Here is a 15,647-nt window from a genome sequence, read left to right as displayed (position 1 = left end):
TCGCTGTACGGCGGACACGCCGCAAACCAAGGTGAGTGACCTTCCGCGCCGCGCAGTTGCGCGATCCGCCAAGCTGGCGGCTCTGCCGATCGGATTCGCCGGCCGTACCGCCCTCGGGCTGGGAAAACGGATCGGGGGCAAGCCCGCAGAGATCGTCGCCCAGGAGATCCAGCAACGCACCGCCGAGCAGATCTTCAAGGTTCTGGGAGAGCTCAAGGGCGGGGCGATGAAGCTCGGCCAAGCACTGTCCATCTTCGAGGCCGCACTGCCCGCCGAGGTCATCGGCCCCTACCGCGCGGCCCTCACCAAACTCCAGGACGCCGCCCCGCCGCTGCCCGCCGCGACCGTGCACAAGGTCCTCGTCGAGCAGCTCGGCGACGACTGGCGGGAGAACTTCCAGTCGTTCGAGGACAGGCCGACCGCCGCCGCGTCGATCGGGCAGGTGCACAAGGCCGTCTGGCACGACGGCAGGACGGTCGCCGTCAAGATCCAGTATCCCGGGGCGGGCAAGGCACTGCTCTCCGACTTCAACCAGATCGCCAGGCTCGGCAAGCTCTTCGGAGTCCTGCTTCCCGGGCTCGACATCAAGGCCGTCCTCAGCGAGCTGCGTGAGCGGGTGGCCGAGGAGCTCGACTACCTGCGCGAGGCGGAGGCCCAGCACGCCTTCGCGCTGGAGTTCAAGGACGACCCCGATTTCCTGATCCCGGACGTCATCGCCGCCAACGAGCAGGTGCTCGTCTCCGAGTGGGTGGACGGCATCCCGCTGTCACGGATCATCGCCGACGGCACCAAGCAGGAGCGCGACCGCGCCGGACTCCAGCTTGTCCGGTTCCTGTTCTGCTCACCCGCGCGGGTCGGCATGCTCCACGCGGACCCGCATCCGGGAAACTTCCGGATCGTCGAGGACGGGCGGCTGTGCGTGCTCGACTTCGGCGCCGTCAACCGGTTGCCCGACGGTTATCCCCCGGCCTTCGGAAAGCTGACCCGCATCTTCAACAACGGCGACATGGAGAACGTGGTCCAGGGGCTGCGTGACGAGGGGTTCATCCTTCCCCACATCGAGGTGGACGCCGAGGCCCTGCGGGCCTTCCTCTCCCCCTACGTCGAGCCGACCGCGGTCGAGGAGTTCACCTTCAGCCGTGAGTGGCTGCAGACGCAGGCCGCCACGGTCACCGACCTGCGCCCCAGCAACGTGGCGCGCCAGCTCAACCTGCCGGTGTCCTATGTCCTCATCCACCGCGTGCACGCGGCCGGACTGGGCGTGCTCTGCCAGCTCGGCGCGACGGCCCGTTTTCGCGAAGAGGTGATCCGCTGGGTTCCCGGCTTCATCGAGGATGATCCCGAAGAACAGGCCGTGGCCGCAGGCTGATCCCAGGCTCGGCGCCCCCCGCCCCTTCGGCTTCACAACCGGGTGCCAAGAACATTCACAGCCGGGCGCACAATCGAAAATCCTCGAAAGGGGTGGCCCTGCCGGATGGGCCACCCCTCGAAGGCGTTCACGGTACTCAGCCGTCAGGCAAGGTCCACGAGACAGAACCTAACGGGGGAAGGGGTGGCCCGTTCGGACGGGCCACCCCTCGGTGGTGTTCTCGGTGCTCAGCCGTCAGGCCAAGTCCAGGGGACAGGACCTAGCCGTCAGACGAGGCGCAGGAGCGCGTGCCGGAGGCGGGAGGAGGCGCGTTCCGCGTCTCGGCGGGCGCGTCGCAGGCGCAGGATGCCGGACACGCGACGCTGCTCCTCCGCCTCCCGGTGGAGGGTCTGTATTCGATCTCGTACCAGTGCTTCTTGCATAGAGGGCATGTCGAGACCGGAGATGGTGTTGTTGAGGTAGCTCATCGGAAGTGGTCCTTTCGGGAACGTCTGGGTCCTTGGTTGATCAGGTTCTTCGCCGGTCAGGCGGCGACAGGGGTCTTGCGGGGACGGCCACGCGGGCGCTTCCTCGGGACGACGGCGCCCCTCAGGATGAGCTCGCCGCCCCAGACTCCCCACGGCTCCTCGCGCTCGAGCGCGCGGGCCAGGCAGGCCTGCTGGATCGGGCAGCCTCCGCAGAGCGCCTTGGCGAACTCCACATCCTCCGGAGACTCTGCGAACCAGAGGTCGGGGTCGGTACGACAGGGGATTGCGGCTTCGTCGATCAGGTCCATGATCGTCTGGGCCCCCATCTGCTTCACCTCTCAGTTAGGTGTTGATCTTCGGTTACCTCTGGGTGGGGGGACAGGAATAACGCGGACAAACAAGAAGGCCGCGGATCCTGGTGTGGATCCGCGGCCTGAAGGCTTTCTCTCGGTCAGATTATGACCGGAGGTTGCCCCCAGGGGTGCGGACCACGCCATCCACCATTTCCGGTGTGCTTGGTCACTGCGTAGTCGCCGACTTCAGGAGCCGGGACAGCCTCGGCGCCCGTCGCCGCGAAGGCGACCAGGGCGGCCGGTCGGCTGGCCAGGGCCTGGATGCGGACGGACTTGTCCTGCTGGAGCTGGATCTCCTGCTGGAGTTGGTTGTCCCGTCGGAGTCTGGCCGCCGGGCCATCCGCGAGGATGACGCGCGTGCCGAAGGACAGGCAGGTGTCATGGCGCATGGAAGTAAGCCCGTACTGGGACGGCATCAGGATGTTCTTCACAGCGGACTCACCTCCATTCGTAGATCGTCGGACAGGAGTGTCCGACTCGCTTGACCATGACCCTAAACCCCGGTCGCGGGGACGGGCAACATATTTTCTACCTGCAGTTTTGTGACTAACTCACGCGGATCAAGGCTTCTTGCACGACCGACACGGCCAGTTCGCCGGACCGGGTGAACATCTCCCCCTTCGCCAGTCCTCTCGCGGCACCCGACCAGGGGGACTCCTGGGCGTACAGCATCCAGTCATCGACCCGGAAGGGGCGGTGGAACCACATGGCGTGATCCAGCGAGGCCCCGAAGACGTTCGGGGTCCCCCAGGCCTGGCCGTGGGCCAGCAGCACGGTGTCGACCAGGGTGAAGTCGGAGGTGTAGGCGGCGAGCACCACGTGCAGCAGCGGGTCGTCGGGCAGTTCGGCCTCATAGCGGAACCAGACGTTCGTCGTGGAGCGGCTCAGCGACGGGTCGCGCAGGGCCTCCCAGGTGAGGGGGGTCGCGTAGCGGGCGTCGAGCGGGCGCGGCCTGGACAGCAACTCCCGCCACGGCGACTCCTCCCGCACGTCCCGCAGGACCTCCCGCATCCGCTCCTGGAACGGCTCCAGTTCCTCGGGCTCGGGCACCTCGGGCATCGTCGTCGCCTGGTGCTCCAGACCGGGCTCAGCAATGTGGAAGGAGGCCGACATGGTGAATATCGCCTTGCCGTGCTGGATCGCCAGGACCCTGCGGGTGGTGAAGGAGCGTCCGTCCCTGACCCGCTCCACGTTGTAGATGATCGGGATCGCCGGATCACCCGGACGGATGAAGTAGGCGTGCAGCGAGTGGACGTGCCGGTCGCCGGGGACCGTCCTGCCCGCGGCGACCAGCGCCTGGGCTGCCACCTGGCCGCCGAAGACCCGCTGGATCTGCTCCTCCGGACTGCGGCCCCTGAAGATGTCGAGCTCGATCTGCTCCAGGTCGAGCAGGTCCAACAGCTCCTTGAGCGCCTGGTTCACACGTCCTCCGTCCGGTCTGCGGCAGCGCGGCAGAGAGCGAACACCGCCTCGCCGTACCGGTCCAGTTTGACGCGCCCGATCCCGGTGATCGCCAGCAGGTCCCTCTCACAGACCGGCGCGCGCTCCGCGATGGCCTGAAGGGTGACGTCGGTGAAGACCACGTAGACCGGGACCTTGGTCTCCTTGGCGACCGCGGCGCGCCAGGCCTTCAGGCTCTCCAGCAGGGCCTCGTCGTAGTCGGCCGGGCAGGTGGCACACCTGCCGAGCTTCTGCTCGGCGGCGACGGCGAGGGTCTTGCCGCAGATCCGGCAGCTCACCGGCGCGGCGACCTGGCGACGCTCCGTGGTGGACGGAGACGGCGACGACGACGTACGGCTCGCCGCCGCGGGACGCCCGGTGAGGCCGTCGAGGAAACGGGAGGGCTTCCTGGAACGGCGGCCGCCCGGTGAGCGTGCCAGCGCCCACGACAGCGCCAGATGGGCCCTGGCCCGGGTGACGCCGACGTACAGAAGACGGCGCTCCTCCTCGATCTGCTCCGGCGTCTCCGCGTAGATGATGGGCATCATGCCGTCGGTGACGCCGACCAGGAAGACGGCGTCCCACTCGAGCCCCTTGGCGGCGTGCAGGGAGGCCAGCGTCACACCCTCGACCGGCGGCGCGTGCTGCTCGCTGGCCCTGCGCTCCAGCTCCGTCACGAAGGCGGCCAAGCCCGCGCCCTCTGCGGCCATGTCCTCCGCGAGGTCGGCGAGGGCCTTGAGCGACTCCCACTTCTCCCGGGCCCTGCCACCGCCGGGGGCCTGCGGGGTGAGGCCGATGCCCGCGAGGATGTGGTGGACGGTCGGGGCCAGTTCGTCGTCCTGCGCGGCGGAACGGGCGGCGCCGCGCAGCAGGACGACCGCGTGGCGGACCTCAGGGCGCTCGAAGAACCGGTCGGCGCCGCGCAGCAGGTAGGGCACGCCCGCGTTGGTGAGGGCCTGCTCATAGGCCTCCGACTGGGCGTTGACCCGGAAGAGCACGGCGATCTCACGGGTCGGCACGCCGCCGTCCGCCAGCTTGCGCACCGCCCGCGCGACCCCCTCCGCCTCGGCCTGCTCGTCGTCGTACTCGGTGAAGACCGGTTCGGGGCCGTCGGGACGCTGCGCGATCAGGGCGAGTTTGTGCGGGGTCCTCGACCGGTCGAGCAGCCGGTTGGCCAGGGAGACGACCTGCGGGGTCGACCGATAGTCGCGGACCAGCCTGATCACCGTCGCGGCCGGGTGCTCGACCGGGAAACCGGTCAGGTATCTGGGGGTCGCCCCGGTGAAGGAGTAGATCGTCTGGTTGGGGTCGCCGACCACGCACAGGTCGTCGCGCCCGCCGAGCCAGGTGTCGAGCAGCAGCTTCTGCAGCGGGTTGACGTCCTGGTACTCGTCGACGACGAAGTAGCGGTACTGCTGGCGGATCTGCGCCGCGACCTCGCGGTGCTCGGTCATCACCGCGGCGGTGAGTTCGAGGATGGTCTCGAAGTCGACCAGGTGCCGGTCGCGGCGGAGCGTCTCGTAGGCGTCGTAGAGCCGGAAGACCTCCTCCGCGGGCACCGGCGGGGTACGGCCGGCCTTCCTCGCGGCCTCGGCGTAGTCCTCGGGCCCGATCTGGGTGGCCTTGGCCCACTCGATCTCGGAGGCGATGTCACGCAGCTCGGAGCGGTCGGGGTTCTTCCTGATGAGGCGGCAGGCGTCGATCAGCAGCGGCAGCTTCGACTCGATCACTTTGGGCGGGTCGCCACCGATGACGCGCGGCCAGAAATAGGTGAGCTGACGCAGCGCCGCGGCATGGAAGGTGCGGGCCTGCACCCCCGGCGTGCCAAGCCCGCGCAGCCGCTGTCTTAGCTCGCCGGCCGCGCGTGTGGTGAATGTCACGGCCAACACGCTCTGGGCGTCGACGACCCCGCTGCGCACCGCGTGGGCGATGCGATGGGTGATGGCCCGTGTCTTGCCCGTCCCCGCTCCGGCGAGCACGCAGACCGGGCCGCGTACCGCCTCCGCCACCGCCCGTTGCTCGGGATCCAGCCCCGCCAGGACGTCGTCTGGATCCACGGAGACTCCTTACACGGGTTGAACAGACCTGCTGGAATCATCCTTCCAGCCGGTGGTCAAGCATCGCCCATTCTGACAACATGCCGCCGTCAACCTACGTCGTTCGTGAAGATGCGGAAAAAGGGCAGTTCCTCCACAATAAGGAGGAATCTGAGGCCTGGGGGAAGGAAGAGACCTGTGCGAACCGCGGTGACCGTGAGTGCTCTCGCCCTGGCGGCGTTGGTGATCGGGCCCGCGGCACTGCAGGCGGTCCCTGCCGCGCATGCTTCCTCCGCCGTCCCTATTAAGCCGGGTGACACGTCGGTGTCGTCGGTGTCTTCGGTGAAGACGATCACGTCGGTGAAGGCGGGCGCCTCGGTGAAGACGGCGGCGTCGGTGCGGACGGCCAGGAAGAGACTGGCCGCCAAGAGCGCGCGGACGGCGAAGACTGTGAAGACAGTGAAGGCCGATCCGACCCCGACGCCAAGCACCAGTTCAGCCGTGACCGCGACCGCGAAGCCGAGCCCCAGCCCGACCCCCAAGCCAAAGACGACCTCGACCTCGAAACCGGCTCCGGCGGACAACCCACTGCTCGACGGCACCGTCATCGACACCGTCGCGTACGGCCCGCACACCCGCCAGCGGATGGACATCTGGCACCAGACGGACGGCCTCAAGCGGCCCGGCGTCTTCCTGATCCACGGCGGCTGGTGGTCCGGCGGCGACAAGAAGTACATGACCGAGATCACCGAGAGCTACGCCGCACAGGGCTACACGGTCTTCAACATCAACTACCGCCTCTCCGGCGACGCCGCCTGGCCCGCGCAACGGACCGACACACTGGACGCCATCGCCACCGCGCGCAGGAACGCCGCCCTGTGGTCCTTCGACCCCAACGACTACGTGGTGGTCGGCTTCTCCGCGGGAGGCCACCTCGCCACCGCCGTCGGCACCTACGGGGACGGGCTGCCCGGCCTGCGCGGGGTCGTCGGCATCTCGCCGGTGACCTCGCCGATGCTGGCCTACGAAGAGGGCGGCAGCGACGTCTTCAACCTGGAGAAGCGCAAGCTGCGCGAGGCGGCCATCCAGCTTGCCGGGGACTGCGAGCCCGCCAGGTGCCCGAAGATCTGGGCGAGCATGGAGGTGTCGCGGCACGCGAGCCGCGGCGACGTGCCGGAGCTGGCCGTGCACTCCGAGGACGAGTTCGTGCCCGCGGAGCACAGCCTCCAGCTCAAGGAGCGGCTGCGGACGTTCGGCGTGGGCATGACGGTGCTGACCGAGCCCGGCAGCGAGCACAGCGCGCCGCTGTACCGGCTACCCGGAGTGGCGGAAAAGGTCGAGAACTGGATCGCGAGAAGGCTTCTCTGACCGGTGGGAAGACGAATGGCTCTCACTTTGTTGGCAATGAGCGCTGAACACCTCACGAGGGGATAGTCCACAAATGGCGCTGACGGTTTACACCGCCACCTGGTGCGGCCCATGCAAGCGGCTGAAGAGCCAGCTCACCCGGGAAGGGATCTCCTATCGGGAGATCGACGTCGAGCAGAACCCCGATGCCGCTCAGTTCGTCATGAGCGTCAACAACGGCAACCAGACCGTGCCGACCGTGCTCTTCGAGGACGGCACGGCCCTGACCAACCCCTCGGTGATCGAGGTCAAGGCTCGGCTGAACGCCTGATCACCAGTCTCCGGTGAGTGGCTCGCCGTACCAGGTCTCGATCAGCCTCCGGGCGATCGAGACCTCCGGCGGCAGGCGCACCTCGCCACTGTCCAGCGCGGCCCACAGTTCGGCGCGGCTGAACCAGCGGGCCTCCGCGATCTCCTCCTGGTCGAGGACGAGATCCGTGGAGACGGCCCGCGCGAAGAAGCCGAGCATCAGGCTGCGCGGGAAAGGCCACGGCTGGCTGCCCAGGTAGCGGGGGTTGGCGACCCGCACCCCGACCTCCTCGGCGACCTCCCTGGCGACCGCGTGTTCCAGCGACTCGCCCGGCTCGACGAAACCCGCGAGCACGGACAGACGCCCTTCGGGCCACTGCGGCCCCCTGGCCAGCAGGCACCGGTCCTCGTCGTCGTGCACGAGCATGATCACCGCGGGATCGACCCGGGGGAAGTGCTGGCTGCCGTCCTCGGGACAGACCCGCACGTGTCCGCCCGCCCGCACCTCGGTACGGCTCCCGCAGCGCGGGCAGAACTCGTGGGTCGCGTGCCAGACCTCAAGGGCGACCGCGTGGACCAGCAGCCCGGCGTCCAGGTCCCCGAGCAGCGAGCCGACCTGGCGCAGCCCCGCGGCGACGGCCTCCCCCTCCCGCAACGCGGACAGGGTCAGGGGGGCGACGATCCGCCCCTGGGGGCCGGAAGGCTCGGCGTCCGTGAGTGAGGCCGCGACGGCGAAGTAGGAGATCCCCTCCGCGTCGATGCCGAGCAGGTAGCGCTCCCCCTTCGGCGCGTCGGCCGTCGGCAACAGGACCAGCGCGACTCCGTCGCCCTGCCTCCTGACCAGCGCCTGCCCGTCGTCGACGACGACGACCCTGGTCGCGCCGTCCGCCCACGCCCGTTCGAGCCATTCGGCGTCGCCGCGCAGCGACGCCGAGCGGTCGATGGCGCCGCGCGCGAGCAGCAGCGGTCCCAGTAGTCCATCTTCTGTGATGATTTCCACGCCATCCCCGCTTCCCAGACCGATTGGCATCCTATGCCGCCGGACGCGGGCGAATTCCCGGGGTCCTCGGCCACGACGTCCTCCCCAGCCGCTCCCCGGACCACCAGGACGGGGACGAGGTCTGTACTCCGCCGGTGAACCAGACATATACGGTGAATATCCGATCACATCAGCGAGATGATCTCTATACAGTTAAGATGCACCGAGTTAGGTTAGCCTTACCTGATTATCGGGGGTCTGCATTGCGGCTGTACCTCACCGCGCTCAAGCCGACCGACTCGGTCACCGACGGTTTCCTCCCCGCGGCGCGCGCGCTGGGTTGCGACGTCACCGTTCTGACCGACCGGCCTGAACGCCATCTGGACTCGGGGGCCGAGGTGCTCGGCTGCGACGTCCGTGACGCCCGCGCGGTGATAGACGTCATCGCGCACCACCACGCGCCCGACGCCGTCTTCTCCAACTCCGACCACCTGCAGGCGGAGACGGCCATGGCCGCCGCGTACTTCGGTCTGCCCGGCAAGGACTGGCGGGCCTGCGTCACCGCGAAGAACAAGGCGCTCACCCGCAGACGCCTCGCGGAGGCGGGCGTCGAGACCGTCCGCTCCGTACGGCTGGCCCCCGGCGACCCCGCGCCACGGGACGGCGTGCCGTTCCCCGCGGTCGTCAAGCCCCGGGAGGGCGTCGCCAGCGAGGACGTCGTGCTGGTCCGGGACGGGCTGGAGCTGGAGGCGGCCCTGCGGACGATCAGGGAACGGCGCCCCGGCGAGGCGCTGGTCGTCGAGGAGTACCTCGAAGGCCCCCTCTACACCCTCGAGACACTCGGCGACGGCGGTGAACCCCTGGTCCTCGGTGGCTTCAGGACCACGCTCGGGGCGCTGCCCCACTTCGTCGAGGAACGGCTCGACTGGGAGCCCCCTCCCGCGCCGGGACACGTGCTACGGGCACTCGCGGCGCTGGGCGCGGGCTTCGGGGCCTGCCACACCGAGTACGTGATGACACAGGCGGGACCGAGGATCATCGAGGTCAACTACCGGGTGATCGGCGACCACTGCGACTTCCTCCTTGGCGACCTGCTGGGCGTTCCGCTGTTCGAGCGCATCCTCGGCGTCCACCTGGGCGCGTCGGCCGGTGCCCTGGGCCATGCCCACGGTCACGGGACCGCGCTGAGCGTCGTCGCCGACAGGCGGGGAAGCGTGGTCGCGGCCCCGGGAACGGTCGCGCCCGTCCCGGGAGATTCGGTCAGGCTCTGGCACAGGCCGCTGCGCGCCGTGGGCGACCGCGTCGAGCCGGACAACACCAACCGTGACTACCTGGGCATCGTCCGCGCGATCGGCCCCGACAGGGCGAGCGTTGACGCGGCCCTCGAGGCCTTCGAGGCGGGAAATCCATGGGTGATCGCGTGATCGGCCCGTCGAGCGGCGGGCGGAGCCCTGTGGACGGCCGTGCGATTGGGGAGGCGACCGGCGGTTCCGTGGGCGAGCGGGAGCCGTACCTGGCCTCCCGTGTCCTGGACGCGCTGCTGCGCGAGAACTACGGCGGCCTGGCCAGGCGGATGACCAGGGGAAAGGACGGCGTCGCGCTGGTCCTGCCCGGCGGGCGCAGGGTCCGCCTCGTGCCGGGGTCGCTGTTCCAGGACTTCGTGGTCGCCCCGGAGGAGACGCTCGGCCTGCGGGAGGTCCTGCGGACCCTTGAGGAGATCGCCGCGCCTGTCGACGGCCCGGGGGTCGAGGCGTTCGCCCAGGAGTGCAGGGAGGCGCTGCGCGCTCTCGACCTGCACGCCGCCCATCGCGACAGGGTGCTCGGCCTGCTCGGCCGGGAAACGCCCCAACGCCATCGTGAGAGGAACGGTGGCGTGAAGGGCGAAACGCCCGGTGCGGACCGGTCCAGGACGCGGCTGCGCGCCGTGCGCTACGAGACGCTGGCCGCCTTCGTCGACCATCCGGTCTACCCGACGGCACGCTGCAGGACCGGGCTCTCCGACGACGAGCTGACGGCCTACGCGCCGGAGTTCGCGCCCTCATTCGAGCTGCGGTGGGCGGCCGTGCCCAGGAGACGGGTTTCCGGGGCGGCGATGCCGGGCGCGCCCGAGTTCGCGGGCGCCGGACTGCCCTCGTCCCTCGCGGAGACCCATGTGCTGTTCCCCGTGCACCCGCTCACGGTCCCCGTGGTCGCGGAGATCCCGTGGGCGATCGTGGGGCCGGAGCCGTACCTGGAGGTCAGCCCGACCCTGTCGACGCGCACGGTCGCGATCGACGGGAGCACGCACGTGAAGCTGCCGCTGGCGACCAGCACGCTGGGGCTGCGCAACCGGCGCTCGATCAAGCCGGGCACCCTGGCCGACGGTGCCCGCGCCGAACTGCTGCTGCGCGACATGCCCCATCCCGGGGTGCTCCTGGCCGACGAGCAGACCTACGGCCACGCCGGACACGAGTATCTCGGCTGGCTGGTCCGCCGCCTCCCGCCCGGCGAGATCGTCCCGGTTGCCGCACTGCCCGCGCCCGCGCCCGGCGGCGGGCCCGTCGCCGAGGAACTGGCGGGACGCTGGTACGGAGGAGATGTGGCAGGGCTGCTCGGGGACTATCTCCGGCTGCTGTTCGGCTTCCACGTGCGGCTCTTCGTCCAGTACGGCACGGCCCTGGAAACCCATCAGCAGAACCTCTCGCTGGTGCTGGGAGACGGCACCCCCAAGCTGCTGGTCAAGGACAACGACGGGCTGCTGACCTCACCCGACCGGCTGCTGGCCGCGGGAGTCACGGTGCCGGACTTCACCGACGAGCGAATGCTGACCGACGACCCGCACGCGCTCGCCGACGTGTTCGTGACCATCACGCTGCACCTGGCCGCCGCCGCGGTGACATTCGGCGTGCTGCCGCCCGCGACGGCTTCCCGGCTGGTCCGCGAAACGCTCGGGGAGGCGCTCGACGAGTACGGGGACGACCCGATGGCCAGGCTGCTGCGGGCCAGGACCCTCGACGCGGCCAGGCTCGTCGGCAAATCGATGATCATCGCGGGAACCCTGGTGGACAAGGCGCGCACCGGGGCACGCGACGTGAACAAGTTCTACGGCATCAGCGGCCCCAACTACCTGCGCCAGCCCCCTCAGGCCATCCAGAACATGATCATGCGAAGGACGCCATGACCAGCCTCGCGCTCGACTCTCGTCTCGCGACCGTCTGCCCCGCGACCGTCGCCGAGGAAGCGACGCTCGCGGCACTGCTGCGCTGCTGTGTCAGGGAGGTGGCCGGGCCTCGCGGGCAGGTCTGGCACGCCGAGCCGTACGTGCTGCTGCGCGTCGCGGACACCCTGCTGCGGGTCAGGACGCACGGTGGGCTCGCGCTCCGGATCGACGGGCGGCCCGAGTGGCTCGACCGAGGGAGCTGGCAGCTGCTCAACGCCGACCGGCTCGTCGGGCTCGTGGAGACCGAGCTCGGCGGGACGAACGAGGAGTTCGCCACCCAGGTCGGCGCGAGCAGGGACGCCATGGCGGCGCTGCTGACGGCCAGGCGGGAGACCCCCGCGCCCACCGACCCGTGGCTCGCCTCCGAGCAGCGGCTGGTCTTCGGGCATCCGTTCCATCCGAGCCCCAAGGCCCGTGACGGCGCAGACTGGCTGCGTTACGCCCCCGAGGCGCACGCGAGCTTCCCGCTCAGGCTGCTCGGCGTCCGCGACGACGTGCTGGCTGAGGCGGGCGAGACCGGGTCACTCGACGAGCTTGGCCAGGCGCCGGAGGGCTACTCGACGCTGCCCGCGCATCCGTGGCAGCTCGACCTGCTCGCGGCCGAGCTCGCCGCGCCGCTGGCCGACGGGCGGCTGGTCGACCTGGGGTACGGCTCCCGCCCCGCGGTCCCCACCTCGTCGGTCCGCACGGTCTACGAGCCGCGGATCGACCGCTGCCTGAAGTTCAGCCTGGACGTGCGGATCACCAACTGCGTCAGGAAGAACTCCTGGTACGAGCTGATTGGGGCGGTCGAACTGACCCGGCGTCTCGGACCGGTCTTCGAGGACCTGTCCGCCGCTTTCCCCGGCACCCGCTGGCTCACCGAGCCCGGCTACCGCTCCGCCGACCTGGGCACCCGGCTACTTGAGGGACTCGGCGTGATCATCCGCGCCAGCCCGTGGTCGGTCTGCAGGCCCGGGGTGACCCCGCTGCTAAGCGGTGCGTTGGCGGTGCCCGGAGATCCGCCCGCCGATCCCGTGCGCTGGTGGCGCGCCTATGTCGAACGCGTCGCACCGCCGGTCCTGGAGGCCTACCTGAGCCACGGCGTGGTGCTCGAACCCCATCTGCAGAACGTCCTGGTCGGCGTTGACGCGACGGGACTGCCGGTCGAGGCGATCTTCCGTGACCTGGAGGGCACCAAACTCGTCGCGGGGCGGCACGACCTGTCCGGGCTGCCCGGCCGGGTCGTAGAAGCGCTCACCTACGATCCCGTCAGCGGCTGGGACCGGGTGGTCTACTGCCTGATGGTCAACCACCTGGCCGAGATCGCCGCCTCCCTCGCCGGGCACGGCTCCGTGCGGGAGCTGTGGGCGATCGCCGGAGAGGTGCTGACCGGATATGCGGGTTCCCGGCAGTGGCCCCGGCCGCTGGCCGATCTGCTCGCCGGGGCGCCGCTGCCCGCCAAGGCCAACCTGTCGGTCCGGTGGGCGCGCTCCGCCGACCGCTGGGCCGGATACGTCCCGGTGACCAACCCACTGGCGGTGCTGTCATGATCCCGGATGACCTGCCCGCCTACGTCTACGACCTCGCCTCGCTCGACGCCCACGCGGCGGCCGTACGGGCCGCCATGGGAGACGTCGAGCTCTACTACGCGGTGAAGGCCAACCCCGATCCCCGGCTGCTGCGGGTGCTCGCCCGGCACGTGGACGGCTTCGAGGTCTCCTCGGGCGGGGAGCTGGCACACGTGCGCGGTCTGTTCCCCGAGATCCCGGTGGCCATGGGAGGCCCGGGGAAGACGCATGCCGAGCTGACCTCCGACGTCACCCGCCTGCACGTGGAGAGCCCGGGTGAGCTGCGCCGCCTGCTGGAGGCGGGACGCTCCGCCGACGTACTGCTGCGGGTCAACCTCGACGTGCCGGTGACCGGGGCGTCGCTGGCCATGGGCGGCGGGGCGACCCCGTTCGGCATGGACCCCGACGGGATCGCCGAGTGCCTGGCCCTCCTGTCAGACCAACCGGACCCGCCAGGCCAGGCCGGTCTCTCCGGCCGAGACGTTCCTTCTGACCGAGACGTTCCCTCCGGCCGAGACGGACAGGGCGGTCCGCGGGGGAAAACGAGCGGCGGTCGGCCCGGCCAGGGCCGGGTACGGCTGCGCGGGATCCACGCCCACCTCGCCAGCGGGCTCGACGCCCCCGAGCTGCTCAAGCTGTCGCGGGCCGTACTGGCCTACGCCAGAGAGCTGGGCGTCTCGGAGATCAACCTCGGCGGAGGCATGGCGGTGTCGTACGCCCATCCCGGCGCACGGTTCGACTGGCGGTCGTACGGCGAGGGCCTGGCGGAGCTGCGCCGCCCCGGCGAGGTGCTGCGCATCGAACCTGGGCGGGCGCTGACCGCCTACTGCGGGCGGTACGTGACCCGGGTGATCGACGTCAAACGGGTCCATGGCGAGCTGTTCGCGGTGGTCGCAGGAGGCACCCACCATCTGCGCACTCCCGCCGCCAAGGGCCACTCCCAGCCCCTGTTCTCGCCTCTGTCGTGCGACTCCCCCGACGTGGAGCCGGTCACGATCGTCGGCCAGCTCTGCACTCCCAAGGACGTCCTGGCCCGTGGGGTGCCGGTGAACCTGGCCGTCGGGGACGTCGTGGAGTTCGCCATGGCTGGGGCGTACGCGTGGAACATCTCCCACCACGGCTTCCTGATGCATCCGGAGCCCGGCTTCCACTACCTGTGAATCACCCCTGGCCGGGACGGGTGATCCGGTGGAGAGGCAGAGGGAAGGGGGTGGAGGTATAGCCACATGAGGCAAGAAAGCGGAATAACCGATAGAACACTCCAGTCAATTCATTTGACCTTCGTTAATAAAATAAAAGCGTCACCGTAACGATCATCGGGTACCTGACGTCTACCGCCATCAGGGCGGTGCACGGAATTCTGATTCTCCGGAATCATAAACGACATGGAACGCGATGACTTTTAGCGGTACCAAACGGGTCTCTTCCCCCAATTCCATCAGGTACGGACGGGGATGGGTCACCACAGCAACGACACTGGGGGCTTTCCTAGCGATCGCCTGCCAGACATCAGCAAATGCCGCAATCGAAAGCACAGAAATCCTCCGCCTCCAGCTGCGGGCAAGCAGTGACGGATCCGCTCCTGCGGGCCTCGCCACCCGCAACCTCGACAATTCGGGCTTTCGGGTTGGCGAGTCTTCCGTACGGGGGTGGTGCGGATGCTGGAGGAGACGCTGCGGGTGCCACAACGGGCGTAATGGCCGCAATGGCCTGAACGGACAGAACGGCCGTGATGGGCGCGACGGCCGTGACGGGCACGACGGCCATGATGGGCACGACGGCAAGCCCGGCCCCCCGGGAACCCGCGGACCAGAGGGTCCCACAGGCCCTGAGGGTCCGAAGGGGCCGACAGGCCCCCCAGGCCAGCAGGGCCTTACGGGCCCCCGAGGGCCTCAGGGGCTCGGAGGAAGGCAAGGACCCGGAGGACCGAGGGGTAACGACGGCGCACCTGGTCCTGCTGGACCAAACGGCCCAGCGGGCCCAAATGGCCCGGCAGGCCCAGCAGGAACTGACGGCCCGGCAGGACCGGCGGGTCCGGCAGGACCAAGAGGAAACGACGGCGCCACAGGACCAGCAGGACCCTCAGGCCCAGCAGGAACTAACGGCCCAACAGGACCAACAGGACCGGCAGGACCAAGAGGAAACGACGGCGCCACAGGACCAGCAGGAGCTACCGGAGCGACAGGCCCTGTGGGTCCCACAGGTGCTCAAGGTCCTATCGGACTCACCGGCGAAACCGGCCCCGCAGGCCCAATCGGACCCATCGGACTCACCGGCGCAACTGGCCCAGTGGGACCCATCGGACTCACCGGAGCCACCGGAGCAACTGGCCCAGTGGGACCCATCGGACTCACCGGAGCAACCGGAGCCACCGGACCCATCGGACTCACCGGCGAAACCGGCCCCGCAGGCCCAATCGGACCCATCGGAGCCACCGGTGCAACTGGCCCAGTGGGACCCATCGGACTCACCGGAGCCACCGGAGCCACCGGACCCACCGGACCCACCGGACCCATCGGACTCACCGGCGAAACCGGCCCCGCAGGCCCAATCGGACCCATCGGACTCACCGGCGCAACTGGCCCAGTGGGACCCATC

Annotated in this window: 15 protein-coding genes; 7 read left to right on the top strand and 8 right to left on the bottom strand. The window is 69.6% G+C overall.

Going from position 1 to position 15,647, the window contains the following annotated elements; genetic code table 11:
- Positions 1–31 precede the first annotated feature (31 nt).
- Positions 32–1,369 (top strand): AarF/UbiB family protein, encoded by a 1,338-nt coding sequence (locus AB0395_RS01355; RefSeq protein WP_366275876.1) that lies wholly within the window; start codon positions 32–34, stop codon positions 1,367–1,369.
- 266 nt (positions 1,370–1,635) lie between these two features.
- Here the strand turns inward: AB0395_RS01355 and AB0395_RS01350 are convergent, their stop codons facing one another.
- From AB0395_RS01350 to AB0395_RS01325, 6 genes are all read right to left on the bottom strand, one after another.
- Positions 1,636–1,836, bottom strand: coding sequence for a hypothetical protein (locus AB0395_RS01350; RefSeq protein ID WP_366275874.1), 201 nt, complete (start codon positions 1,834–1,836; stop codon positions 1,636–1,638).
- Between the two features lie 56 nt (positions 1,837–1,892).
- Positions 1,893–2,162: a WhiB family transcriptional regulator gene (locus AB0395_RS01345; RefSeq protein ID WP_364077935.1), complete on the bottom strand. Its 270-nt coding sequence runs from the start codon at positions 2,160–2,162 to the stop codon at positions 1,893–1,895.
- Positions 2,163–2,287: 125 nt separating this feature from the next.
- Positions 2,288–2,620: a hypothetical protein gene (locus AB0395_RS01340; protein ID WP_366275873.1), complete on the bottom strand. Its 333-nt coding sequence runs from the start codon at positions 2,618–2,620 to the stop codon at positions 2,288–2,290.
- A 115-nt stretch (positions 2,621–2,735) separates the two neighbouring features.
- Positions 2,736–3,611, bottom strand: coding sequence for an acyl-CoA thioesterase II (tesB, locus tag AB0395_RS01335; protein ID WP_366275872.1), 876 nt, complete (start codon positions 3,609–3,611; stop codon positions 2,736–2,738).
- Entirely contained in the window at positions 3,608–5,686 is a 2,079-nt protein-coding gene (locus AB0395_RS01330; protein ID WP_366275871.1) for an ATP-dependent DNA helicase UvrD2, read from the bottom strand. Before AB0395_RS01330 ends, tesB begins: the two co-directional genes overlap by 4 nt.
- An 89-nt stretch (positions 5,687–5,775) precedes the next feature.
- A complete protein-coding gene (locus AB0395_RS01325; RefSeq protein WP_366275869.1) occupies positions 5,776–6,207 on the bottom strand; it encodes a hypothetical protein in 432 nt (143 codons plus the stop codon).
- Here AB0395_RS01325 and AB0395_RS01320 point away from each other — a divergent pair.
- Positions 6,167–7,033 (top strand): alpha/beta hydrolase, encoded by an 867-nt coding sequence (locus AB0395_RS01320; protein WP_366275867.1) that lies wholly within the window; start codon positions 6,167–6,169, stop codon positions 7,031–7,033. The genes AB0395_RS01325 and AB0395_RS01320 overlap by 41 nt on opposite strands.
- A gap of 73 nt (positions 7,034–7,106) precedes the next feature.
- Positions 7,107–7,343, top strand: coding sequence for a mycoredoxin (locus tag AB0395_RS01315; protein WP_366275865.1), 237 nt, complete (start codon positions 7,107–7,109; stop codon positions 7,341–7,343).
- On the opposite strand, the gene nudC is transcribed toward AB0395_RS01315, so the two are convergent.
- Positions 7,344–8,321, bottom strand: a complete 978-nt coding sequence (gene nudC, locus AB0395_RS01310) for an NAD(+) diphosphatase (RefSeq protein ID WP_366275863.1) — start codon at positions 8,319–8,321, stop codon at positions 7,344–7,346. It abuts the gene before it with no gap.
- A 242-nt stretch (positions 8,322–8,563) separates the two neighbouring features.
- Here nudC and AB0395_RS01305 point away from each other — a divergent pair, with 242 nt between their 5' ends.
- From AB0395_RS01305 to AB0395_RS01290, 4 genes are read left to right on the top strand one after another with little or no spacing between them, the layout of a single operon-like run.
- Entirely contained in the window at positions 8,564–9,724 is a 1,161-nt protein-coding gene (locus AB0395_RS01305; protein WP_366275861.1) for an ATP-grasp domain-containing protein, read from the top strand.
- Positions 9,709–11,460, top strand: coding sequence for an IucA/IucC family protein (locus AB0395_RS01300; protein WP_366275860.1), 1,752 nt, complete (start codon positions 9,709–9,711; stop codon positions 11,458–11,460). The genes AB0395_RS01305 and AB0395_RS01300 overlap by 16 nt, the downstream gene beginning before the upstream one ends.
- A complete protein-coding gene (locus AB0395_RS01295; protein WP_366275858.1) occupies positions 11,457–13,031 on the top strand; it encodes an IucA/IucC family protein in 1,575 nt (524 codons plus the stop codon). The genes AB0395_RS01300 and AB0395_RS01295 overlap by 4 nt, the downstream gene beginning before the upstream one ends.
- Positions 13,028–14,209 carry a type III PLP-dependent enzyme gene (locus AB0395_RS01290; protein ID WP_366275857.1) on the top strand — a complete coding sequence of 394 codons (1,182 nt, stop codon included), beginning with the start codon at positions 13,028–13,030 and terminating at the stop codon, positions 14,207–14,209. Before AB0395_RS01295 ends, AB0395_RS01290 begins: the two co-directional genes overlap by 4 nt.
- 180 nt (positions 14,210–14,389) lie before the next feature.
- Here AB0395_RS01290 and AB0395_RS01285 read toward each other — a convergent pair whose 3' ends face one another.
- On the bottom strand, positions 14,390–14,584 hold the full coding sequence (locus AB0395_RS01285) for a hypothetical protein (protein WP_366275856.1): 195 nt from the start codon (positions 14,582–14,584) through the stop codon (positions 14,390–14,392).
- Positions 14,585–15,647 lie beyond the last annotated feature (1,063 nt).

This window comes from Streptosporangium sp. NPDC051023, from assembly GCF_040689595.1.
GTDB lineage: Bacteria > Actinomycetota > Actinomycetes > Streptosporangiales > Streptosporangiaceae > Streptosporangium.
This window is presented reverse-complemented; position numbering and strand designations above follow the sequence as displayed.